Consider the following 21,597-nt stretch of genomic DNA (forward strand, 5'->3'; position numbering starts at 1 on the left):
AACCGCGCGATGTTGGTCTAGCTCTCAACCCGGGGCAGTCCCCCGAGTTCGTCGAACGCCTGCGCCCAACTCTGTAGACGATCAGTCGCACCGGCCAGCTCGTCACGGTAGCGTCGCTGCGACGCCCAGGACCCAGCGTGTGCACCGCCACTGGCTGAAGAAACGAATTGTGCTCCAGCAGTGACCATTTCATTGTACTGACGGACGCCTGCATTCAATTGTGTGGTATAGGCATTGATGGCCGGAACAAGATACGGCCGCGATCCGGGGGTCAGATGCGCCGCCCGCTCCATCGACACCACTTGGGCGGCGGTAGCTGCCATGGCCGCAGCCGTTTGGTTAGCCGCTGCGGTAAGGTCACGGATATCAGTGGCCGGCAACATATTCCCTCGCTCCATCACCCCAAGTAGCGAGAAGAACCCGCGTTCGGAGGCACCCAGCGCGAACATCGCAGGCCGCGCCGCTGAACCCGGCGGAGGCAGCCGGCGGGCGTTGGCCGGCCGCGGCGCCGGCAGCGGCTCCGCACGCAGCCGCCGGTAGCGAAGCAGCAGCAGGGTCGCGGGAATCGCCTGGACGGCTGCGATGAACCCGGTGATCACCAGCAGCAGCATGAACCAGCCCCAGGCCGCGAGCAGCACCGTCATCACAGCCCACAGCAGGCACCCGGCGCTGAAGAACAATCCCCACCGCAATGCGCGGCGCTGGCGGCGCCGCATCCGGGCCCGCGGATCAGTCACTGCGCTGATCTTGTGTGCCACCAGGCCGGAGATTTCGGTGACGGTATCCAGTCCGCGACGCAGCAGCGTGCACCATTGACCGGCGCCGGTGGGCCGCGATCTCACCGTCATCGCTGCTCCGCTATTGGCGGCCGGTGGTTTTTTCGGCGGCGGGCTCGCTGCTGGAGGCGGGAGTGGCCGGCACACCGCCCGACGCGTCCCCGGCCGGCAACGCCTCACCGCGCATCGCTGCGCGGATCTGCTCCAGCCGTTCATGTCCGGCCATCTGGATACTGGCGTGTTCGACCTCGAGCATGCGGCCCTGAATCGAGCCCTGCGCCAGCTCCGCCGCGCCGATCGCGTTGGCGTAGCGACGTTCGATTTTCTCCCGCACTTCGTCGAGGGTGGGCGTGTTACCGGGCGCGGCCAGCTCACTCATCGCTCGCAGTGACGCACTGACCTGTTCCTGCATTTTGGCCTGCTCAAGCTGGCTGAGCAGCTTGGTGCGCTCGGCAATCTTTTGCTGCAACACCATCGCGTTCTGTTCGACGGCCTTCTTGGCCTGTGCGGCCGCGCTCAGTGCCTGATCGTGCAGGGTTTTGAGGTCTTCGACGCTCTGCTCAGCGGTCACCAGCTGGGCGGCGAACGCCTCGGCGGCATTGGTGTACTCGGTGGCTTTGGCGGTGTCGCCGGCAGCGGCGGCCTGATCGGCCAGGGTCAGTGCCTGGCGCACATTGACCTGCAGCTTTTCGATATCGGCCAGCTGCCGGTTCAGCCGCATTTCCAGTTGCCGCTGGTTGCCGATCACCTGAGCCGCCTGCTGGGTCAGGGCCTGGTGCTGGCGCTGGGCTTCCTCGATGGCCTGCTGGATTTGCACCTTGGGATCTGCGTGCTCGTCGATCTTCGCGTTGAACAGCGCCATCAGGTAGTTCCACGCTTTGACGAACGGATTAGCCATGAGTTAGCTCCGCTTTCGTGTCCCTCTCACCAGACGGCTCGCCCGGGGGGTTGCTGCGCATCCCCTGCCGCTCAATGTATCGGTTCGGCACGCCTCGCTGTGTCACGTATCGGCCGGCACTGTGTCCCTTCCGGCGGGGGCCCGGTCCCTCGCGGTGACATCGCAGAACATGTATCACCGCCGGATTCAGGCCACGGCCAACGACGCCACCGGCGGGATGACGACTTTCGTGGTTTCGTCGATGCCGGGAGCGCCGACATCGCTGAGCTCCTCGCGTTGCCGGGTGGCCATCCGCTCGCCGGCGTCGACCAGCAGCGTCGACAACGGGATGTCCAGGGCGTCGCAAATCGCGTTGAGCAGCTCGCTGGAGGCTTCCTTGCGGCCCCGCTCGACCTCCGACAGGTATCCCAGGCTTATTCGCGCGGACCCGGACACCTCACGCAATGTCCGGCCTTGTGCAATCCGGGCGCGGCGCAGCACGTCGCCAATGACCTCGCGTAACAGTGGGGGCATCGTGCTCTCCTTCGTCCGGTCAGGCCAGTTCCACAGTATTCACCCGGTCAACGCCCGGGCCTGCGGCTCGGGTTCCCGGCCGGGCACCCCCGGAAGCACCCACCGGCCCGCCATCATCGCCGGGAGCGGGTGGCCCAGCACACTTCCCTGCGCGCCGACACGACGTAGTCCACACCGGTGACCACGGTCAGCACGACGGCGGCAACCATCACCGCCGTCGCCACCACCAGCCACGTCCCGGATACTGGGAGTACGAACAACCCGATCGCGACCGCCTGCACCAGGGTTTTGAGTTTGCCACCCCAACTGGCGGGGACAACGCCACGGCGAAGTACAGCGAACCGCAAGACGGTGATTGCGACCTCGCGAGCCACAATCAGCACGGTCACCCACCAGGGCAGATCGCCCAGCATCGACAGCCCGATCAGCGCCGCGCCGATGAGGATTTTGTCGGCGATGGGATCGGCCAGTGTGCCCAGCTCGGTCACCATGCCATAGTTGCGGGCCAGCGCACCGTCTAACCGGTCGGTAATGACGGCGGCCGCAAAGATCACGAAAGCCGCTGTGCGACTAGAGGTTTCGTGGCCACCCCCGGCGAACAACGCGGCCAGGAAGACGGGCACCAATGCTAACCGTAAACCGGTCAGCATATTGGCGACATTGGTGATGCGGGCACGCCCCACTAGTGGACCGGATTGGGGCTGCCCTGGCACGGCAACAGAATAACGGTTGCCCAGCTGCTGCGAACCCGATGCCGTTACTGTGCACCCGTGGAGGGAAGTCCCCAGCAGCACCGGCCGGTCATCCGGCGCGCACGGACCTCCGACGTCCCGGCGATCAAGCGGCTCGTCGACACCTACGCCGGAAAGATCCTGCTGGAAAAGAACCTGGTGACGCTGTATGAGTCCGTCCAGGAATTCTGGGTGGCCGAAGACCAGGGCACTGTCGTGGGCTGCGGCGCTCTGCACGTGTTGTGGTCGGATCTGGGTGAGCTGCGCACGGTCGCGGTCGACCCCGCAATGACCGGCCGCGGTATTGGCCATGCGATTGTCGACCGGCTCATCGAGGTGGCGCGCGAGCTGCAACTGCAGCGGCTATTCGTGTTGACCTTCGAGACCGAGTTCTTCAGCCGGCACGGGTTCACCGAAATCGAGGGCACGCCGGTCACCGCCGAGGTGTACGAGGAGATGCGCCGCTCTTATGATCTCGGCGTCGCCGAGTTTTTGGACCTCAGCTACGTCAAACCCAACATCCTGGGCAACTCGCGGATGCTGCTGATTCTCTGATGCTCGTTGCGCCGAGAGCGGGCGTATCAGCGTCTCAGAGCCCGAATTTGGTGCCGGTGAGCTGTTCAGAAAGTTCCCAGAGCGCGGCGGCGGTGGTTGCGCGCCGGGCCAGCCAGCTGCGCCCGACCGGCTGGGTACGGCCCCAGATCCCAAACCGCGGCCCGATAAATGTGTTGCCGGGGAGATCCTGGGAGGCCGCATACAACGTGTGCCGGGCCCCGAACTCCGCGTCGGTGGACACCACCCGGGTCAGCGCCCGTATCAGCGTGTCGCCGATCACGCGTCCGGACCGGCCCTGCAGATTGGTGTGCGAGTAGCCGGGGTGAGCGGCCAGGGCGCGCAGCGGCGCGCCGGCAGCGTCCAGGCGCCGTTGCAGTTCGCTGGTGAACAGCAAGTTGGCGAGTTTGGACTGGCCGTAGGCCAGCCACGCCGAGTACGGCCGGGACTGCCAGTTGAGGTCTTTCAGGCTGATATAGCCAATCCGGTGCAACAGCGAGGACACCGTCACGACCCGGTCGGTGAGTTTGGGCAGCAACAGATTGGTCAGCGCGAAATGGCCCAGGTGGTTGGTGCCGATCTGACGTTCGAACCCGTCGGCGGTCAGTGCGTAGGGGGTGGCCATGATGCCGGCGTTGTTGACCAGCACATCGACGGTGTCGACGCCGTCGGCGAACTCCCGCACCGAGGACAAATCCGCGAGATCCAACCGCCGTACCTCGACTGCACCGGCCATCTGCGCAGCGGCGGCCCGGCCCTTCTCGGTGTCGCGCACCGCCATGATGACCCGGGCACCCACCCGGGCCAATTCCCGGGCCGTCACCGCGCCCAGCCCACTGTTCGCACCGGTCACAATGGCAGTGCGCCCGGCCCACGAAGGCAGCTCCGCTGCTGTCCAACCAGCCATGCCAGCCACAGTAGTGCCGATCACCCCGATCGCCGCCCAACTCCTGCGTTAGGGCGCCGGTTTGGCCGGTACCGACCGCGGTAGCCGAGACCAGCCGCGGACCGGGAGGACCGGCCAGCCGATCCGGGGACCCGGGGACGAGTCGGGCCGCGGCAACGCCGTCGCAGGTATTGTTTTCGGATAGCGCGCGAAAACCACCTGGTCGCCACCGATCCCCGCCCGAGGAGTATTCAGTTGGGACGCGGTGTAACCGCCTCGTCAGCCGTTCCCTGGAACCGTCGCCGATCGGCCCGCCGATGCGTCTGTGCCAGACTCACGTCGATGGCCGGTGCATGTATTTAGGCGTCATCGTCAACCCGCTCGCACGGAAAAACCGTGCCGCTGCAGGCGATCGCAGCGCCGGCCTGCGCCGCATCGTCGGCCGCTGGGGCGAGGTGCACGAAACCGCTTCCGTCGAGGAGCTTCGCGCAATTGTGCAGCAACTTCATCCGCGCGTCACCCATTTCGTCGCCGACGGCGGCGACGGGGCGTTGCACTGGCTGATCAATGAAATCCAGCGATGCATCGCCGATCCACGACGCTGGCCGGTATTTGTGCCCACCAACGGGGGCAGTATCAACGCGGTCGCGCGCAAGGCGCGGGTACGCGGACGCACCGATGCGATCCTGCGCGCCCTTACCGCCGCGGCGAAAACCGATCGGCCCCCACCCGAAGTACGCCTCGACACGCTGGAACTCGACGGTGAAACCGCGGACGGCGCTCCATTCCATCGGGTCTGCTTCGGGTTGGCGGCCGGCGGTGTGGGCAACCGGTTCTACGACAAGTACTACGACTACCACCATCACGGCCGCACATCCGCCGCCCGGGTAGTCGCTCGCACGTTCGGTGACTACCTCACCGCCACGCTCCTGCCCAGCCGCTCCGGCGGGTCCGGCTACGCGTCGCACCTGTTCGCTCCGACGCGCGCCCGCGTCGTCATCGACGGCGAAGAAGTCCCGACCCGGACACACAGGTTGCTGCACGCCGGTGCGATTGACCTTCAGATCGGGGGTGGGCTCAGACTGTTCCCCAAGGCGTGCGAACCTGGCGCGCTGCATTTCCAGGCCGGGGACACATCGCCGGCGAAAATCATCGCCCGTCTTCCCGCGGCGCTTACCGGCGGTACGCTGCGCGGTGATCGACTGCGCGACGTCAACGGCCGCGAGATGATCATCGAGGCCCACGGCGAACCACTCGCGCCGATCATCGACGGCGAGCGGTTCGCCGGCATCGTCAGGCTTGTGGTACGCGCCGGACCACAGATCCGCGTCGGTCAGGTACGGGCGTCACCACCAGTCCCCTGAGCCGGTGCCGGCGGCGCTGCGCAGCCACGTTGTGCCCCAGCACCATTCGAGTTGGTCGCTGACTGTTGCGGTGGCTAGGCGCTGCACCGCTGCTCGGTGTCCACCTCGGTGATCAGACGCTCACGCCGCAGGAAGCGCACGAGATCGTCAACCGTGCGGGTCAGGGCCGGCTCGCGCAGACGCACCTTGGCCAGCTCACGCGCCCGCCGGTAGCACCTGTTGTCGTAGCGCTTGTGCTGCATGGCTGCGATCTTGTCGGCTGAGCGGGTGAGGAAATCGACCAGCGGATAAAGCGGATCACGCGGCGTGCACCGGCGGTTCACCTGCTCGGTGAAGGACGGGATGTCGTGGTAGGTGAAGCGGTAGCCGTAGCGTTCGGACAACACCCGGGTGATGTCCACGAGGTTGTAGTAGTCGTCGGCGGTCACATTGAAAACGGTGCCGTGCTCGGCCGGCAGGCCCATCAGCGCGACGATGTGCTCGGCGACCAGATTTGCCGGCAGCAGGCTGATCTGGTTGCGCGCGTCGACGGCCAGGCCGTGCTCGATCATGAACGCGGTCAGGCGCACCAACACGTCGTCCTGGCTGCCACAACCCGTGCTGGTCGGCGAGATCAGCGAGGGCCGGTAGATCCGCACATCGAGCCCTTGCCGCTGTGCGGCCAGCGCCAGCTGTTCGGCGACCCACTTGGTCTGTGAGTAGCCGAAATCCAGGCCGCTCATCTCCTCGTTTGCATAGGACTCGCCGACCACCGGTTTGGTGCTCCAGCCGTAGATGAACGTGCTGGACACCAGGTGGAACGTCTTGCGGTGCGCGGTCATGGCCAGGCGCAACAGCTCCCATGTGCCGACCACGTTGGTAGGGCGCAGGGCATCGTAGGTGCGCACATAGTTGACCAGCGCGCCATTGTGGACGACGGTGTCGATGCTCTCCGCCAGCCGCTGAAACGTGTCCTCCCCGACACCTAGGTGCGGTTCGGCCAGGTCCCCGCAGACCACCCGCACCCGTGCCCGGACCTCGGCGTCCAGCGCCGGGGACCAGACACGTGCCTGCCGCAGCGCGGCGATGATGCGGTCCAGGCCATGCGCCTCATCGGTGGCGCGCACCAGGGCGTGGATGGTGTAGGGGGTCCGCCCGAGCAGGTTGCTGAGCAGAAATGGTCCCAAAAACCCGGTGGCGCCGGTCAGCAGAACCTCTCGCGGCGCCGCTTCGCGCGCCGGCGGCAGCGTCGGCAGGGGCAGGCGGGTGTCGGCGCGCATCCGGGTGGTCTCATAGGCTTCGTACTCGGCGGAAATCTGGGCCAACGACTGACGCAAGATGTCGAGCGGCTGGCCGGACCCATCACCGAAGTGCCGCATGAGCCGGAAGAATTCGGCGACGGTCAGGCGCTGAAGTAGCCGCGTGTTGACCTCCCCGGCCAGCTCGCCCGCACCGTGCTCGTCCAGCAGGCCCTGCAGGTCGTTGCGGAGCTCGGCCAGGGCCAGCGAGTCGATGCCGAGATCGGCGAAGGAGCAGTCCTCCTGCCCGGTCAGGTCGTAACTCTCGATCACAAAGCGGAAACGTTCCAGCGGACCGGCATCAGCGCCCGGCGCCTCAGCGGGCTGGTGGGTGTAGCTCGCCACCACGGGCAGCTTGCCGTCCAGCCACAGTCGGCGGGTGTGCGCGCGGCGGATCTTTCCCGAGGTGGTCTTGGGAATGCTGCGCGGCGGCGCGAAAACCAGGGTCTGGGCCTCGATGTGACAGTGCCGACGGATCGCCCGCGCCAGCGCCCTGGCATCTGGCAGCGCATTGGTGTCCCGCACTTCGGCGACCACGACCAGCGCTTCCTGGTCGTCGCGCTCGACCGAGAACGCAGCGACGCAACCGGCACGGACCTGCGCAGCTGTCCGTTCCACCACGGCCTCGATATCGGAGGGGTAGCAGTTGACACCGCGGACGATGATCAGGTCCTTGCTGCGGCCGCAGACGAACAGTTCTCCTTCATACAGAAAGCCGAGATCTCCCGTACGCAGATAGGTGCGCACGTCATCACCGGCGATGCGGGCGCCGAAGGTGTCGGCGGTGAGCTCGGGACGGCGCCAATAGCCGCCCGCTTTGGACGCTCCGTCTACCCAGATCTCACCGATCCGGCCCTCGCCCAGGTCGTGTCGCGTCTGGGGATCGACAATCCGGACGACATTTCCCGCTATGGGCTTTCCGCAGCTCACCACCGGAGTCTGGTTGTTGTTTTCCGGCAAGGCCTTTTCCACCCGCACGAGGTTCTGCTCCAGCGCTCGCTTGTTCAGGGCCAGGGTCTGGCGCCCCCGCACGGACACGACCAGGGTGTTTTCGGCCAAACCATAAGCACCGGTTAACGCCTCGGGCCGCAGCCCGTAGGGGGCGAAGCGCTCCCGGAAACGGGTGAAGCTCTTGGCCCGCAGCGCCTCTGCTCCGACGACGATGCTGTCCAGGCTGCTCAGGTCAATGCCGGCCAGCTCAGCGGTGGGCAGCTTATCCTCGCGCAGGCAGTAGTCGAGGGCGAAGTTCGGCGCCGGTGTGTGGGTGGCGCGCACCTCGCTGATCAGCCGCAGCCAAGCCGATGGCCGCTGGAGGAAGTCGGCCGGCGACATCGCATGGGTGGTCCCGCCGTTGACCACCACGAACAGGTATGCCGAGATCAACCCCATGTCGTGGTGTTGCGGGAGCCAGCTGACCGCCACCTCGCCGCCGGTGAAGGCCGCGCGGTTGGCGATGACGTTGGCGTGGCTGACGATCACGCCTTTGGGGTCGCTGGTGGAACCCGAGGTGTACTGCAGGAAAAGGACCCGACCGGGCGTATCCGGCACCGGGCGCCCGCCGAAGTCCTGGGCGGCGTCGGTCGCGAACCAGGGCAGCTGCGGGGGCCGCTCGGCATCCGGCCAGGGCAGCGCGCCTTGGCGGTGGCCGAGCATCAGCCGGTAGTCGTACTCGAACTGCTTAGTGGACAGCACCGCCGTGGCCCGGCAGTCCCGCGCGATGTAGCTGAGCTTGGCCAGGCCCGCATCGAAGGCCATCGGCAACGGCGGGCTCACCGGTACCGCGATCACCCCAATGCGCGCGCACGCGAAAAACGCCGCCACCATCTCCAGACCCGGCGGGTAGACCAGCAGCGCCCGATCGCCGGGCCGGAGCCCGGCTTCTGCCCGCAAATAGGCGGCCAGTTCGCGCGTGCGCTCGCTGAAACGCCGGTAGGTGTAGTGTTCGAGCTCCCGGCCCTCGACGTCGACAAAGCGGTAGAGCGTGTGGTCGGGCCGCTCGGCTTCCCACATCTGCAGGTAGTCAATGAGCGTGTCCATCGGTGGCGTCATGTCGTCTTCACCCCTTCTCTGCGCACTGTCCGCCAGCGACCCATGCCGGCACCAGCGACAGTTGTGTCGTCGTCCCCCTCGCGGCGGTTGTCGGCACCGAGTGCGTTGAAATCACCAGACAACCTCCGCGATCACAATTTCCCTAAATGGAAGAGTAGCGCTGCTAACTGATATAAAGCAAACCCTTTAAGGCGCTTTCCAGGTAGCGTTCATTGACCTTGCAGCTAAATTTTTGCGGATAGGTTAAAATGTTCCCACAAGGTGCCGAATGACTGTGCGAAACCGCGCGGAATCTGTGATTCAATTGTACGCATCTACGCGCCTCAGCATTTCAGTAAAGTCACCTTAAGCTGCACAGATACCTGGAAATAAGGGGATACTGCAGTACGCGCCTCCGTATTTCCGTATACCATGATCGTGTCCCGACATCGAGTATCACGGTGTCGGCATTGATTGGTCTTTTCGTGACCGCTGCTCTCCAGACGGCAAAACATTCGTTTTCATAGAATCCCCGCCTATTGGCCGAAGCAGTAACTGCCAGAAGCCAGCTGTAATGGCAACAACTAAACCGGGTAATTCGCACGCACAGTTGACAGGCCGCTCATGCCCGCCCGGGTGCACCAAAGGCTGCACGGGATCCGCTCACGGCGCTGCGGTGTCGGCGATGACACCGGCCAGCTCAGCAACCGCCCCAGCCGGCTCTGGGAGCCGCACTCCCCCGGCGGCGACGTTGAATCGGTCTGCGCACACATCTGAAGCCCCCTGATCACATCGCTACCGTATAACCACACCAGGCAACAACCACCGCGCGACACATTGTCACGACGGTGCCGATACGTTGCCCATCGCGTAGTTACTGATATACTGATCTACACTTCTACTGACCTACTACTGACGTACGTGAACGAGAGGGAGGGCACACCATGAGCGCCGCCGACCGGCTCAACGTCAACGCCGCCGAACAGCGCCACACCCGTGCCACAGTCCCCCCGCGACTGTCACCCGCCGTCGCGGCGGCGCCGACCGAACCCGTGGCCATCGGACGACCGCGCGCCCCGCGAGCCAACGTCCGACGAACCGTCGACCTCTCACCGGCGCAGCATCGAGCCCTCGACCTCTGGCAGCGAGAAGCCGCCGACCGTCTCGGATTGGCGCGTGTGACCGGGCAGGAGGTCTTGGCCGCGCTCGTCGACCAGCTGTTGAGCGACCCCAAACTGTCCGCCCAGATCACCCGCGTTATCCAGGCGCGCCGCTGACCGCGCCATCACGAGGGCGGGTGTCCCGCGACCACGGCTGACGGCAATTCGTCTCGCGGGAGCACCCGTCGTGCGCGAGTAGACTCGACGGCAGCTTGTCAAGCCAGCTGATATCGGGCACTGGTGCTGCAGCAGACTCCGGCCAGGGGGTTCACGATGTTCGCTATCGATGACCAGGCAGCGGGGCCGCACGACGCGTCACTCGATCACGAGCGGCTCGTCTTGCAGGCGCGTGACGTCGAGTTCGACTGGTCGACGCTGCCGTTCTACTATGTGCCCAACGAGCCGTTCGCGACCCATTTCTGCAATGTCCTGCATTTGCTGCTGCCGGCGGGCGAGGAGTGGATCGTTGAGGTCTTCAAAAAGGCGTGGCCCCTGATCAAAGATGACCAACTGCGGCTAGACGTGCAGGGATTCATCAGCCAGGAGGCCATGCATTCCCAGGCGCACGCCGGTGTGCTCGAGCACTTCGCCGCCAAGGGCATCGACGTGACGCCGTTCACCGAACAGATCCGCTGGCTCTTTCACAAGCTGATCGGCGATCGGCCGTGGTGGAACCCGCGGCGACGGCAGAAATGGTTGGCCGAGCAAGTGTCAATCGTGGCGGCCATCGAGCACTACACGGCCATCTTGGGTGAATGGATACTCGACACCCCCCAGCTCGACGCCCTGGGCGCCGACCCGGTGATGCTGGACCTGCTGCGCTGGCACGGCGCGGAAGAAGTCGAACACAAGGCCGTGGCTTTCGACACCATGAAACATCTGCGGGCCGGGTACTGGCGGCAGGTGCGCACGCAGCTGCTGGTCACCCCCGCGATGTTGTGGCTGTGGATCCGCGGCGTGCGATTCATGTACTCGGTCGACCCACATCTGCCGCCGGGCACCAAACCGCGCTGGCGGGACTATTTCGACGCGGCACGCCGGGGTTTGGTGCCCGGGCCATTCCAGTTCATCCGGGTCATCGGCGCCTACTACACGCCGAGTTTCCATCCCTCCCAGCTAGGCGGGGTGGGCCGCGCAGTGGAGTACCTGGCTCGATCACCTGCCGCCCGCGCATCGCACTGACGGCCCGCGGAGAACAGATGACCGGCGCCACCGTCACCGCCTCAGACGGCGTCACCCTGGCCGTGCACAGCTACGGCGCGATCGAGCGGGAACGTCCGACCATTCTGGCTGTCCACGGTTATCCGGATAACCACCGGGTGTGGGACGGCGTCGCGGAGAAACTTTCCCGCCGATACAACTTTGTCGCCTACGACGTGCGGGGGAGCGGCGAATCAGCGTCGCCTGCTAACAGGTCGGGATATGCTCTCCCGCAGCTGGTTTCCGATATCGGCGCGGTGATCGACAGCTTAAACGTGGGCGAGGTTCACCTGCTCGGCCATGACTGGGGGTCGGTCCAATGCTGGGCGGCAGTCACCGACGACGCAGTAAGCTCCAAAATCGCTTCGTTCACGTCGATCTCCGGGCCCCATCTGAACTATGCGGGCAGGTTTTTGCGCTCACCGCGCACACCCCGCGCAGTGGCCGAGGTCGCCAGACAGGTCCTGGCGTCCAGTTATATCTGGTTTTTCCTGTGCCCGGGCGCACCGGAGGCGGCGATCCGGTCCCGGTTGGCGCTGAAAGTTTTTGACGCGGTGGAGCGTATCGGCAGCTCAAGTACCCGCAGCCGGCGCCGCGCGGGGTACCGGTCGATCGATGACTACCTCAACGGGCTCAACTTGTACCGCGCCAACATGCCCGCGCCGGTTCTGGCGCCAACGGCGCAGCTGCCGCACACACGGGTGCCGGTACAGGTGCTCGCGGCACGTCAGGACTATTTCGTCACACCTGCGCTGCAGCGATTCACCGGCTCGATTCCGGCGCGTAGCCGGGTGGTGCCGATTGAGGGCGGGCACTGGGTGGTGAGCTCACGTCCCGACGTCGTCGCCCGGCTGACCGGCGAATGGGTCGACCAGGTCGTCGAGGGCAGGCCGGTGCCCGACCGCTCCGCCGCCGACGCCGGCCGCGGTGACGTGCGCGGCAAACTCGCGCTGGTCACCGGGGCCGGTGCCGGAATCGGCCGGGCCACCGCGGTGGAGCTGGCCCGCCAGGGTGCGCGCACTGTCGTGGTCGTCGACCGAGACCTTGCCGGAGCGAACGAAACCGCGGACGCCGTCCGGGCGGCCGGCGCCGAGGCCGCTGTCTACCAGGTCGACGTCAGCGATGAGGCGGCGATGAATAGCCTTGCCGCACAAGTGCACAACAAACACGGCGTGGTCGACATTCTGGTCAACAATGCCGGCATCGGTATGGCGGGCCGGTTTTTGGAGACGACGTCGGCGCACTGGGACACCGTTATCGGGGTCAATGTGCGCGGCGTGATCAACGGCAGCCGAGCGTTCGGCGCCCAGATGGTCGAGCGCGGCCAGGGCGGAACCATCATCAACGTGGCCTCGGCGGCGGCGTTCCTGCCGTCGAAATCCATGGTCGCCTATGGCACCACCAAGGCGGCGGTGCTGGCCTTGAGTGAGGCGATGCGGGCTGACTTCGCCGACGACGGCATCACCGTCACGGCCGTGTGCCCGGGTTTCGTCAACACCAATATCGCCATGAGTACCATCTACGCGGGCATGACGGCCGAGCAGCAGGAGCGCGCCCGCCAGCAGGCCGACGCCGCCTATCGGCGCCGCAACTACACCCCGGAAGCCACCGCCAAGGCGATTGTCAAGGCGGTGCGGACCGGGCCGGCGGTAATGCCTATCTCACCCGAGTCGCGAATCGGCTACGCGCTGAGCCATATCAGCCCCGGCCTGGTTCGGCTGTTCGCCCGGTTTGACCTTCGACGAACTGCGGCGACCGCAAGCACGGTGGAGCCGGGCGCAGCGGGTCACCGCGCAACAACATAGTGAGATCGCCTATGTCACAGACTATTTGGAGCAGCAGACCCGCCGACTTGTATGGCCGCCGCAAACGCGACCGCGTTCTCACCGCATTGTGGGGCGTGGGCATTCTCTTCGGCGGCCTGGCATCGGCGTCACGGTGGTCCCCCGCACGCGTCACCCCGGTGCAGCGCACGATCACCGCGGTGGTCACCGCACGCGAACTGCTCAGCCCCGATGTGGTTGCGTTGACGTTCGCCGACCCGGACGGCGGGTTGCTGCCGTCGTGGACCCCCGGCGCGCACATCGACGTGCGACTGCCCTCGGGCCGTCGCCGCCAGTACTCACTGTGCGGCCCGCCCGGACGGCGCACCGACTACCGCATCGCGGTGCGCCGCATCGCCGACGGCGGCGGCGGCTCGATCGAGATCCATGACACCGTCGACGTGGGCGACACCCTGGCTTTCGAAGGCCCCCGCAACGCGTTTTATCTGGTCACCGACGAGCAAGACGTGTTGTTCGTGATCGGCGGCATCGGGGTCACGCCGATTCTGCCCATGATCCGCCTGGCTCATCAGCATGCGATCAACTGGCGCGCCGTGTATGCCGGCCGCAGCCGGGATTACATGCCGCTGCTGGACGAGGTGGTGGCGGTGGCTCCCGATCGGGTCACCGTGTGGGCTGACGACGAACGCGGCCGGATTCCCACCGCGGCGGACCTGCTCGCCGATGCCGGTCCCGCGACGGCTGTGTACGTCTGCGGGCCGAGCGGCATGCTGGAGTCGGTGCGCGCCGAGCGGGACAAACACGCCGACGCGCCGCTGCACTACGAGCGCTTCGGGCCGCCGCCGGTCGTCGATGGTGTTCCTTTCGAGCTGGAACTCGCGCGCTCGCAGCGGGTGCTCAGGGTGCCCGCCAACCGCTCCGCGCTGGACGTCCTGCTCGACCACAACCCGGCGACCGCCTATTCCTGCCGGCAAGGCTTCTGCGGGACCTGCAAGGTCACGGTGCTCGCCGGGGAAGTCGATCGCCGGGGGCGCGCCGCGGAGGGGGAGGACGAGATGCTGGTCTGCGTGTCGCGGGCGAACAGCGGTCGGGTGGTGATCGACGCCTGACCGGCGCCGAACATGCGTGCTGGTGGCGAGATTTCAGCCCGTGAATTCGAGGCCCGAAAGCCACCGTGAATGCCCGCCGGGCGTCACGCGGGCTCTGCCCCGACGCCCCGGATCGCCGCCAGCGTCGCCGCCAGCTCGTCGGGCTTGACCAGCACCTCGCGCGCCTTGGAGCCCTCGGAGGGCCCGACGATACCGCGGGTCTCCATCAAGTCCATCAGCCGACCGGCCTTGGCAAAACCCACCCGCAGCTTGCGCTGCAGCATCGAGGTGGAGCCGAACTGGCTGGACACCACCAGCTCGACGGCCTGCAGGAACACGTCCATATCATCGCCGATATCCGGGTCGACATCGGGACGCTCGCCGCTCGGCTTCGTGGTGGTGACGCCCTCGGTGTATTCGGGTTCGGCCTGCTCTTTGCAGGCGGTGACCACGGCGTGGATCTCCTCGTCGGTGATGAACGCGCCCTGCAACCGGATCGGTTTGCTCGCGCCCATCGGCAAAAACAACCCGTCACCCATCCCGATCAGCTTCTCCGCGCCCGCCTGGTCCAGGATCACCCGGCTGTCGGTGAGTGACGATGTCGCGAAGGCCAGCCGGGACGGCACATTGGTCTTGATCAGCCCCGTCACCACGTCGACCGAGGGGCGCTGGGTGGCCAGCACCAGGTGAATCCCGGCGGCACGGGCCTTCTGGGTAATCCGCACCACCGCGTCTTCGACATCGCGCGGCGCGGTCATCATCAAATCGGCCAGCTCGTCGACGATCGCCACCACATAGGGGTAGGGCCGGTACTCGCGCTGACTGCCCAGCGGTGTGGTGATCTCACCGGACCGCACCTTGTCGTTGAAATCGTCGATATGACGCACCCGGGACGCCTGCATGTCCTGGTAGCGCTGCTCCATCTCCTCAACCAACCACGCCAGCGCGGCCGCCGCCTTCTTGGGCTGCGTGATGATCGGGGTGATCAGATGCGGAATGCCTTCATAGGGCGTCAGTTCCACCATTTTCGGGTCGATCAGGATCATCCGGACCTCGTCCGGGGTGGCCCGGGTCAGCAGCGATACCAGCATCGAGTTGACGAAGCTGGACTTGCCCGACCCGGTAGAGCCGGCGACCAGCAGGTGCGGCATCTTGGCCAGGTTGGCGGAAATGAAATCGCCTTCGATGTTTTTGCCCAGCGCGATCACCAGCGGATGCGGGTCGCGCCGCGTCGACGGCGCGGTGAGCACATCGGCCAACCGCACCATTTCGCGGTCGGTGTTGGGTACTTCGATGCCGACCGCGGATTTACCCGGGATCGGTGCCAGCATCCGCACGCTCTCGGTGGCCACCGCATAGGCGATATTGCGGTGCAGCGCAGTGATTTTCTCGACTTTGACGCCGGGCCCCAGTTCCACCTCGTAACGGGTCACGGTCGGCCCGCGGGTACAGCCGGTGACGGCGGCGTCGACCTTGAACTGGGCAAGCACCTCGTTGATGGCACCGGCCATGTGGTTGTTGGCGGCGCTGCGTTTCTTCGGCGGATCGCCGGCGATCAGCAGGCTCAGCGGCGGCAGCGTGTATTGTCCGTCACTCGGCCGCCCCGGCGCGCGCTCAGCGGCCGGTCGGTGTGCGCGACGACGCGTGGCCGTTGGCTTTGAGACGGTGGGCGACTCGTCAGCGCGTGGTGCACCGCCCGAGGGCCACGGCTGCAGCCCCTGGTCCAGATAGAACAGCGGATCGTCATAGTAGCCGTCCGAAAAGTCCTCGGCTGACGCGTCACCGGTGACCGCGGGGCTGTCGTCGGTGCTGTGCTCATATCCGTCGTCGACGTCAGGAGGGCCAGGGCGCAGCGGCCGGGCGCCGAACAGGGCGCGCAGCTCGCCGGGCGCCTCGCGGATCGTGGTGCCGGTCAGCAAAAGCAGGCCGAACAGCACGCCGATGCCCAGCAGCGGCGCCGCGATCCAGGCGGTCACCCCGTCCGACAACGGCCCGCCGATGGCAAAGCCGATGAATCCCGCCGCGGATCGGCGCCCACGTGGCGTCTCGGGCGAACCCGCCCAGAGATGCCAGAGCCCCAGCCCGCACAGCAGCATCAGCGCGGCACCGAGAATCAGCCGGGGCCGGGTGTCCGGCTCGGGCTCGGTGCGCATCAGCGTGACTGCCACCGCGGCGACGAGCAGGGGCAACACCACCACCGCCGAGCCCAGCAGCGCGCGCAGCATGGCGTCCACCCATGCCCCGACCGGGCGGGCGGCGTGAAACCACGAGCTCGCCGCGATGACGACAGCGAGGCCTAGCAGAGCGAGCGCGATCCCATCGCGGCGGTGTCCCGCCTCGATCTCACGTGCCCGCCCGACTGAGCGTGCCGCGGTGCCGGCTCCCCTCGCCAGCATGAGCCAGGCCGCCCGGGCGGCTCGGCCGCAGCCGAGACAGGCGACGACGATCAGGGATCCACCGCGCCGCCCGGCAGGCCTGCGCCGCGACGCCGATCGCCGCGGGGGCCGCGACATGCCCCGCGAAGCGGTTCTCGACCTGCTCGTTCGGGTGCCGGCGCGGGCGACGGTTTTGCTAGCCATGGGGGTAGCCTAATCGCAAATACACCATCTGCACCATCCGCCACACTGGCTACACGGTGTGGTCGTTGGATCATGGGCGGCGCTGGGTAGGGTGGCAGAAATCACCCCGCAGTCACCAAGGAGCGCCGCCACATGCCCGTCGTCGTCATCGCCACTTTCACCGTCAAACCCGAGTCTGTCGACACGGTTCGCGAGATCCTGACCCGCGCGGTCGAAGACGTGCACAACGAGCCCGGCTGCCAGCTCTACGCCCTGCACGAAACCGGGGAAACCTTCGTTGTCGTCGAGCAGTGGGCCGACGCCGAGGCACTCCACGCCCATAGCACCGCACCGACGGTCACCGCGATGTTCAAGGCGGCCGGCGAGCACCTCGCCGGGGCTCCGGATATCACGATGCTCACACCTGTGCCCGCGGGCGACCCGGACAAAGGCCAACTACGCCGGTGACCGCAGGGCCCCTGGAAGGCAAAGTCGCGCTGATCACCGGGGCTGCGCGCGGACAGGGCCGCGCCCATGCGGTCCGGCTGGCATCTGACGGCGCGAACATCATCGCCGTCGACCTGTGCGCGCAGATCCCCAGCGTTCCGTACCCGCTGGCCACGGCTGAGGACTTGGCCGCCACCGCCAAGCTCGTCGAAGACACCGGTGGCCGTATCGTGGCCCGGCAGGCCGACGTTCGCGACCGCGCCTCGTTATCCAGCGCACTTCAGGCGGGCCTGGACGAGTTCGGCCGCCTCGACATCGTGGTAGCCAACGCCGGTATCGCTCCCATGCGGGCGGGTGCCGACGGCTGGCGCGATGTGATCGAGGTCAACCTCACCGGCGCCCACCACACCGTGGAGATCGCGATCCCGACCCTGATCGAACAAGGCGACGGCGGCGCGGTGATACTGATCAGCTCGGCTGCCGGGCTGGCCGGCATCGGCAGCGCCGATGCCGGCTCGATCGGCTACACCGCAGCCAAGCACGGACTGGTGGGGTTGATGCGCGTGTACGCGAATCTGCTCGCGCCGCATAGGATTCGGGTCAACTCTGTGCATCCGGGCGGAGTTGACACACCGATGGTGAACAATGAGTTCACACGAGAGTGGCTAGCGCAGATCAGCGCTGAGGGTGCGGCGCACCAGGACCTGGGCAACGCGCTGCCGGTGGGAATGCTGCAGCCGGACGACGTCGCCAACGCGGTGGCGTGGTTGGTGTCCGACCAGGCGCGTTATATCACCGGGATCGCCTTACCGGTCGATGCGGGCTTTCTGAACAAGGTATAGCCGATGACGCGAAATCCTCTGGCGCAGACTGCTTTAGGGCCAGCGGTTTTGGCGGCGATTGAGCACAACGAGCCGCCGGCGCGGCGGCTCGTCGACGACGACCTGGCGGCAGCGTTTCTGCCGGCGCCCGGGCGGTGGCTGATTGGGGCGACCCGGTCGGCGCTGCTGCGCCGGCTGGTCATCGCGGCGATGGACCGTTCCGGCCCGGGGTTGTGGGCCAACCTGACCTGTCGTAAGCAGTTCGTCGCAGACAAACTCGACGAAGCCCTCGACGACATCGACACCGTCGTCATCCTCGGAGCCGGGCTGGACACCCGGCCTTACCGGCTGGCCCGGCGCAGCCGTATCCCGGTCTTCGAGGTGGATCTCCCGGTCAACATCGCCCGCAAGTCGGCGGCAGTGCGCCGAGCGCTGGGTCAGTCGCCGCGCTCGGTTCGTTTGGTGGCGTTGGACTTTGAGCGTGACGATGTGCTCACTGCACTAGCCGAGTACGGTTATCGCACCGACTATCGGGCGTTTTTCATCTGGGAGGGCGTGACCCAGTACCTCACCGAGCCCGCGGTGCGGGCTACCCTGGAAGGTCTGCGCCCGGTGGCACCCGGAAGCCGGCTGGTGTTCACCTATGTTCGGCGCGATTTCATTGACGGGATCAATCTGTACGGCACTCCGGCGCTTTACCGGCGAACGCGACAGCGGCGGCAACTGTGGCACTTCGGGCTACAGCCCGAGGAAGTGGCGGAGTTCCTCGCGGGATACGGGTGGCGGCTGATCGAGCAGGTGGGCCCCGAACAGTTGGTTCAGCGCTACATCGAGCCCACCGGTCGCAACCTCACCGCATCGCAGATCGAATGGTCGGGCTACGCGGAAAAGACCTGATGCGTGGCTTACCAGCGAGACCGCTTCAGATTTCGATCACGGTCGGCACGATCATCGGCTGGCGGCGGTAGGTTTCGCCGACCCACTTGCCGACCGCGCGGCGCACCGCCTGGGCGATCCGCGCCGGGTCGGTGATATGCTCGGCCGCAAGCGATTCCAGCTCAGCCTCGACTTTGCGCACGGCCGGCTCCAGTGCCTTGGGGTCTTCGGAGAAACCACGCGAATGCAGGTGCGGCGCAGCTGCCGGTAACCCGGTGCCGCGGCGCAGCACCACGGTCACCGCGACGAAACCCGAGGACAGGATGAGCCGTTCTCCCAGCGTAATGTCGCCGACGTCACCGGTGATCAGACCGTCGACGAACATCTTGCCCACCGGCACCGCCCCGGCGATGCGGGCTTTACCGGCGATCAGGTCCACGCTGACACCGTTCTCCGCCAATAAGATTGACTCTTCCGGAACTCCGGTGCGAGCGGCCAGCTTCGCATTGGCCCGCAACATCCTCCAGGTGCCGTGGATCGGCATGACGTTGCGCGGCCGCACCCCGTTGTACAAAAACAGCAGCTCACCGGCATAGGCGTGCCCTGAAACATGGACGCGAACTTGCTGATTGGTGACGACTCTGGCACCGATCCTGGACAGCTCGTCGATCACACCGTAGACGGCTTCCTCATTGCCGGGGATCAGCGACGAGGACAAAACGATCAGGTCGTCGGACGTGAGCGTGATGCTGCGGTGTTCGCCGCGTGACATGCGCGACAACGCCGACATCGGCTCGCCCTGGGTGCCGGTGGTGATCAAGACCACCCGCTCGGGCGGCATCAGCTCGGCGGCGGCGATGTCGACCAGGTCGGAATCCTCGACCCGTAAAAAGCCGAGCTCTCGCGCGATGCCCATGTTGCGCACCATCGACCGACCGACGAACGACACTCGGCGCCCCAGCGCCACGGCGGCGTCCACGATCTGTTGCACGCGGTCGACATGGGAGGCGAAACAGGCCACGATGACGCGCCCCTGGGCGCTTCTGATCAACCGGTGCAGGGTGGGGCCCACGTCGCTTTCCGATGGACCGACACCGGGGATCTCGGCGTTGGTGGAGTCGCACAGGAACAGGTCCACCCCGGCGTCACCGAGGCGGGACATACCGGGCAGGTCGGTGGGGCGCCCGTCGAGCGGGAGTTGGTCGAGTTTGATGTCACCGGTGTGCAAGACGGTCCCGGCGCCGGTATGCACCGCGACGGCCAGCGCGTCGGGGACGGAGTGGTTCACGGCGAAGTATTCGCATTCGAATACCCCGTGCGTGCTGCGCTGACCCTCGGCGACTTGGACGAATACCGGTTTGATTTGGTGTTCACGGCATTTCGCGGCGACCAGCGCCAGGGTGAACTTCGAGCCGACGACCGGGATGCCGGGCCGCAGCTTGAGCAAAAACGGGACCGCCCCGATGTGGTCCTCGTGCGCGTGGGTGAGCACCAGCGCCTCGACGTCATCGAGGCGGTCTTCGATGTGGCGCAGATCCGGCAAGATCAGGTCGACACCGGGCTCATCGTGGGTGGGGAACATGACCCCGCAGTCGATGATCAGCAGCCGGCCCAGATGCTCGAAAACCGTCATGTTGCGGCCGATTTCGCTGACACCGCCCAGCGCGGTGACTCGCAACCCGCCGGGGGTCAAAGGGCCTGGCGGAGCGAGGTCGTCGTTCACCTGCGGCTCACCGAAGCACCGAGGCCACGCGCATGTCGGCGGCCAACGCGTCGATTTGCTCAGGTGTCGCGGGCATCTGCGGCAGCCGTGGATCGCCGACGTCGATGCCCTGCAGCCTCAGCCCCGTCTTGGCCATCGTCACACCACCGAGCCGGCTCATCGCGTCGCAGAGCGGGCCGACTTCAAGGTTGATCTTGCGGGCGGTTGCGACATCGCCGGAACTGAAGGCGGACAACATCTCCCGAAGCTGACCCGCGGCGACGTGAGCGATGACGCTGATAAAGCCGGTAGCACCCATTGCCAGCCAGGGCAGGTTCAGCGCATCGTCACCGGAGTAGTAGGCCAGCCCGGTTTCGGCCATGAGCTGGCCGCCGGTGTGCAGGTCGCCCTTGGCGTCTTTGACCGCGACGATGTTCGGGTGCGACGCCAGGGTGCGAATGGTCTCCGGTGCGATCGGCACCACCGAACGGGGTGGGATGTCGTAGAGCAGCACCGGCAGCGCGGTGGCGTCGGCGACAGCGGTGAAATGCGCGATCAGCCCGCTCTGCGGCGGTTTGGAGTAATACGGCGTGACCACCAGCAGACCGTGCGCCCCTTCGGCCTCACACGCCATCGCCAGCCGGACGCTGTGCGCGGTGTCGTAGGTACCCGCGCCGGCGATGACCCGGGCGCGGTCACCGACCGCCTCCAGCACAGCACGGAGCAGCCGCAGCTTCTCCTCGTCGGTGGTGGTGGGTGATTCACCGGTGGTGCCGGACACCACCAGGCCGTCGCAGCCCGAGTCGACGAGGTGGTTGGCCAGCCGCGTTGCGGCGGCGGTATCCAGGGAGCCGTCGGCGCCGAACGGAGTCACCATCGCGGTCAGCAGTGTGCCCAGGCGGGCCGGGGCGTCGAATCCGACGGTGCTCACGACGC

At 66.5% G+C, this 21,597-nt stretch carries 18 protein-coding genes; 9 read left to right on the forward strand and 9 right to left on the reverse strand.

All coding sequences use genetic code 11. The features are described from left to right. Nucleotides 1-17: 17 nt before the first annotated feature. The 4 genes from pspM to pgsA form a co-directional block, all read right to left on the reverse strand. Entirely contained in the window at nucleotides 18-848 is an 831-nt protein-coding gene (gene pspM, locus G6N08_RS18340) for a phage shock envelope stress response protein PspM (RefSeq protein ID WP_163759659.1), read from the reverse strand. 10 nt (nucleotides 849-858) lie between these two features. Next, nucleotides 859-1,674 carry a phage shock protein PspA gene (gene pspA, locus G6N08_RS18345; RefSeq protein WP_163759662.1) on the reverse strand — a complete coding sequence of 272 codons (816 nt, stop codon included), beginning with the start codon at nucleotides 1,672-1,674 and terminating at the stop codon, nucleotides 859-861. 186 nt (nucleotides 1,675-1,860) lie between these two features. Beyond that, the gene (gene clgR / locus G6N08_RS18350) at nucleotides 1,861-2,187 is read right to left on the reverse strand and encodes a transcriptional regulator ClgR (RefSeq protein ID WP_163759664.1); all 327 of its coding nucleotides are present in this window, start codon (nucleotides 2,185-2,187) and stop codon (nucleotides 1,861-1,863) included. A 113-nt stretch (nucleotides 2,188-2,300) separates the two neighbouring features. Then, a complete protein-coding gene (pgsA, locus tag G6N08_RS18355) occupies nucleotides 2,301-2,900 on the reverse strand; it encodes a CDP-diacylglycerol--glycerol-3-phosphate 3-phosphatidyltransferase (protein WP_170301297.1) in 600 nt (199 codons plus the stop codon). A 57-nt stretch (nucleotides 2,901-2,957) separates the two neighbouring features. Between pgsA and G6N08_RS18360 the strand changes: the two genes are divergently transcribed. Continuing rightward, nucleotides 2,958-3,473: an amino-acid N-acetyltransferase gene (locus G6N08_RS18360; protein ID WP_163759666.1), complete on the forward strand. Its 516-nt coding sequence runs from the start codon at nucleotides 2,958-2,960 to the stop codon at nucleotides 3,471-3,473. A gap of 34 nt (nucleotides 3,474-3,507) precedes the next feature. Here the strand turns inward: G6N08_RS18360 and G6N08_RS18365 are convergent, their stop codons facing one another. Continuing rightward, entirely contained in the window at nucleotides 3,508-4,377 is an 870-nt protein-coding gene (locus tag G6N08_RS18365; protein ID WP_163759669.1) for an oxidoreductase, read from the reverse strand. A gap of 332 nt (nucleotides 4,378-4,709) precedes the next feature. Between G6N08_RS18365 and G6N08_RS18370 the strand changes: the two genes are divergently transcribed. Next, nucleotides 4,710-5,720, forward strand: a complete 1,011-nt coding sequence (locus G6N08_RS18370) for a diacylglycerol/lipid kinase family protein (protein ID WP_163759672.1) — start codon at nucleotides 4,710-4,712, stop codon at nucleotides 5,718-5,720. Nucleotides 5,721-5,794: 74 nt separating this feature from the next. On the opposite strand, the gene G6N08_RS18375 is transcribed toward G6N08_RS18370, so the two are convergent. Next, nucleotides 5,795-9,034 carry a fatty acyl-AMP ligase gene (locus G6N08_RS18375; RefSeq protein WP_163760878.1) on the reverse strand — a complete coding sequence of 1,080 codons (3,240 nt, stop codon included), beginning with the start codon at nucleotides 9,032-9,034 and terminating at the stop codon, nucleotides 5,795-5,797. 935 nt (nucleotides 9,035-9,969) lie between these two features. Between G6N08_RS18375 and G6N08_RS18380 the strand changes: the two genes are divergently transcribed. From G6N08_RS18380 to G6N08_RS18395, 4 genes are all read left to right on the forward strand, one after another. Beyond that, nucleotides 9,970-10,302 (forward strand): hypothetical protein, encoded by a 333-nt coding sequence (locus G6N08_RS18380; protein WP_163759675.1) that lies wholly within the window; start codon nucleotides 9,970-9,972, stop codon nucleotides 10,300-10,302. 156 nt (nucleotides 10,303-10,458) lie between these two features. Further along, nucleotides 10,459-11,367 carry a metal-dependent hydrolase gene (locus tag G6N08_RS18385; RefSeq protein ID WP_163759678.1) on the forward strand — a complete coding sequence of 303 codons (909 nt, stop codon included), beginning with the start codon at nucleotides 10,459-10,461 and terminating at the stop codon, nucleotides 11,365-11,367. Between the two features lie 17 nt (nucleotides 11,368-11,384). Beyond that, nucleotides 11,385-13,190: an SDR family oxidoreductase gene (locus G6N08_RS18390; protein WP_163759680.1), complete on the forward strand. Its 1,806-nt coding sequence runs from the start codon at nucleotides 11,385-11,387 to the stop codon at nucleotides 13,188-13,190. Nucleotides 13,191-13,201: 11 nt separating this feature from the next. Further along, nucleotides 13,202-14,278, forward strand: coding sequence for a PDR/VanB family oxidoreductase (locus tag G6N08_RS18395; RefSeq protein WP_218033398.1), 1,077 nt, complete (start codon nucleotides 13,202-13,204; stop codon nucleotides 14,276-14,278). Nucleotides 14,279-14,361: 83 nt separating this feature from the next. Here the strand turns inward: G6N08_RS18395 and G6N08_RS18400 are convergent, their stop codons facing one another. Beyond that, nucleotides 14,362-16,836, reverse strand: coding sequence for an FtsK/SpoIIIE family DNA translocase (locus G6N08_RS18400; RefSeq protein WP_163759683.1), 2,475 nt, complete (start codon nucleotides 16,834-16,836; stop codon nucleotides 14,362-14,364). A 132-nt stretch (nucleotides 16,837-16,968) separates the two neighbouring features. On the opposite strand from G6N08_RS18400, the gene G6N08_RS18405 reads away from it, so the two are divergent. Genes G6N08_RS18405 through G6N08_RS18415 form a run of 3 tightly spaced genes read left to right on the forward strand, consistent with a single transcriptional unit; the run spans nucleotide 16,969 to nucleotide 18,980 of the window. Continuing rightward, nucleotides 16,969-17,283 carry a putative quinol monooxygenase gene (locus tag G6N08_RS18405; RefSeq protein WP_163759687.1) on the forward strand — a complete coding sequence of 105 codons (315 nt, stop codon included), beginning with the start codon at nucleotides 16,969-16,971 and terminating at the stop codon, nucleotides 17,281-17,283. Next, entirely contained in the window at nucleotides 17,280-18,104 is an 825-nt protein-coding gene (locus G6N08_RS18410; protein WP_163759689.1) for a mycofactocin-coupled SDR family oxidoreductase, read from the forward strand. Before G6N08_RS18405 ends, G6N08_RS18410 begins: the two co-directional genes overlap by 4 nt. A gap of 3 nt (nucleotides 18,105-18,107) precedes the next feature. Then, on the forward strand, nucleotides 18,108-18,980 hold the full coding sequence (locus G6N08_RS18415) for an SAM-dependent methyltransferase (RefSeq protein ID WP_163759692.1): 873 nt from the start codon (nucleotides 18,108-18,110) through the stop codon (nucleotides 18,978-18,980). A 25-nt stretch (nucleotides 18,981-19,005) separates the two neighbouring features. Here the strand turns inward: G6N08_RS18415 and G6N08_RS18420 are convergent, their stop codons facing one another. Together G6N08_RS18420 and dapA are read right to left on the reverse strand one after the other, a co-directional pair. Beyond that, nucleotides 19,006-20,682: a ribonuclease J gene (locus tag G6N08_RS18420; protein ID WP_163759695.1), complete on the reverse strand. Its 1,677-nt coding sequence runs from the start codon at nucleotides 20,680-20,682 to the stop codon at nucleotides 19,006-19,008. Nucleotides 20,683-20,689: 7 nt separating this feature from the next. Then, a complete protein-coding gene (gene dapA, locus G6N08_RS18425; protein WP_163759698.1) occupies nucleotides 20,690-21,592 on the reverse strand; it encodes a 4-hydroxy-tetrahydrodipicolinate synthase in 903 nt (300 codons plus the stop codon). Nucleotides 21,593-21,597: the final 5 nt, after the last annotated feature.

It is taken from the genome of Mycobacterium botniense (assembly GCF_010723305.1).
GTDB classification, from domain to species: Bacteria; Actinomycetota; Actinomycetes; order Mycobacteriales; family Mycobacteriaceae; genus Mycobacterium; species Mycobacterium botniense.

Coding starts and splice junctions, on each gene's coding strand:
- G6N08_RS18400 (WP_163759683.1), bottom strand. CDS start 16,836: ATGGCTAGCAAAACCGTCGCCCGCGCCGGCACCCGAACGAGCAGGTCG.
- G6N08_RS18415 (WP_163759692.1), top strand. CDS start 18,108: ATGACGCGAAATCCTCTGGCGCAGACTGCTTTAGGGCCAGCGGTTTTG.
- pspM (WP_163759659.1), bottom strand. CDS start 848: ATGACGGTGAGATCGCGGCCCACCGGCGCCGGTCAATGGTGCACGCTG.
- G6N08_RS18375 (WP_163760878.1), bottom strand. CDS start 9,034: ATGGACACGCTCATTGACTACCTGCAGATGTGGGAAGCCGAGCGGCCC.
- G6N08_RS18380 (WP_163759675.1), top strand. CDS start 9,970: ATGAGCGCCGCCGACCGGCTCAACGTCAACGCCGCCGAACAGCGCCAC.
- clgR (WP_163759664.1), bottom strand. CDS start 2,187: ATGCCCCCACTGTTACGCGAGGTCATTGGCGACGTGCTGCGCCGCGCC.
- G6N08_RS18395 (WP_218033398.1), top strand. CDS start 13,202: ATGTCACAGACTATTTGGAGCAGCAGACCCGCCGACTTGTATGGCCGC.
- G6N08_RS18385 (WP_163759678.1), top strand. CDS start 10,459: ATGTTCGCTATCGATGACCAGGCAGCGGGGCCGCACGACGCGTCACTC.
- pspA (WP_163759662.1), bottom strand. CDS start 1,674: ATGGCTAATCCGTTCGTCAAAGCGTGGAACTACCTGATGGCGCTGTTC.
- G6N08_RS18365 (WP_163759669.1), bottom strand. CDS start 4,377: ATGGCTGGTTGGACAGCAGCGGAGCTGCCTTCGTGGGCCGGGCGCACT.
- G6N08_RS18390 (WP_163759680.1), top strand. CDS start 11,385: ATGACCGGCGCCACCGTCACCGCCTCAGACGGCGTCACCCTGGCCGTG.
- G6N08_RS18405 (WP_163759687.1), top strand. CDS start 16,969: ATGCCCGTCGTCGTCATCGCCACTTTCACCGTCAAACCCGAGTCTGTC.
- G6N08_RS18370 (WP_163759672.1), top strand. CDS start 4,710: ATGTATTTAGGCGTCATCGTCAACCCGCTCGCACGGAAAAACCGTGCC.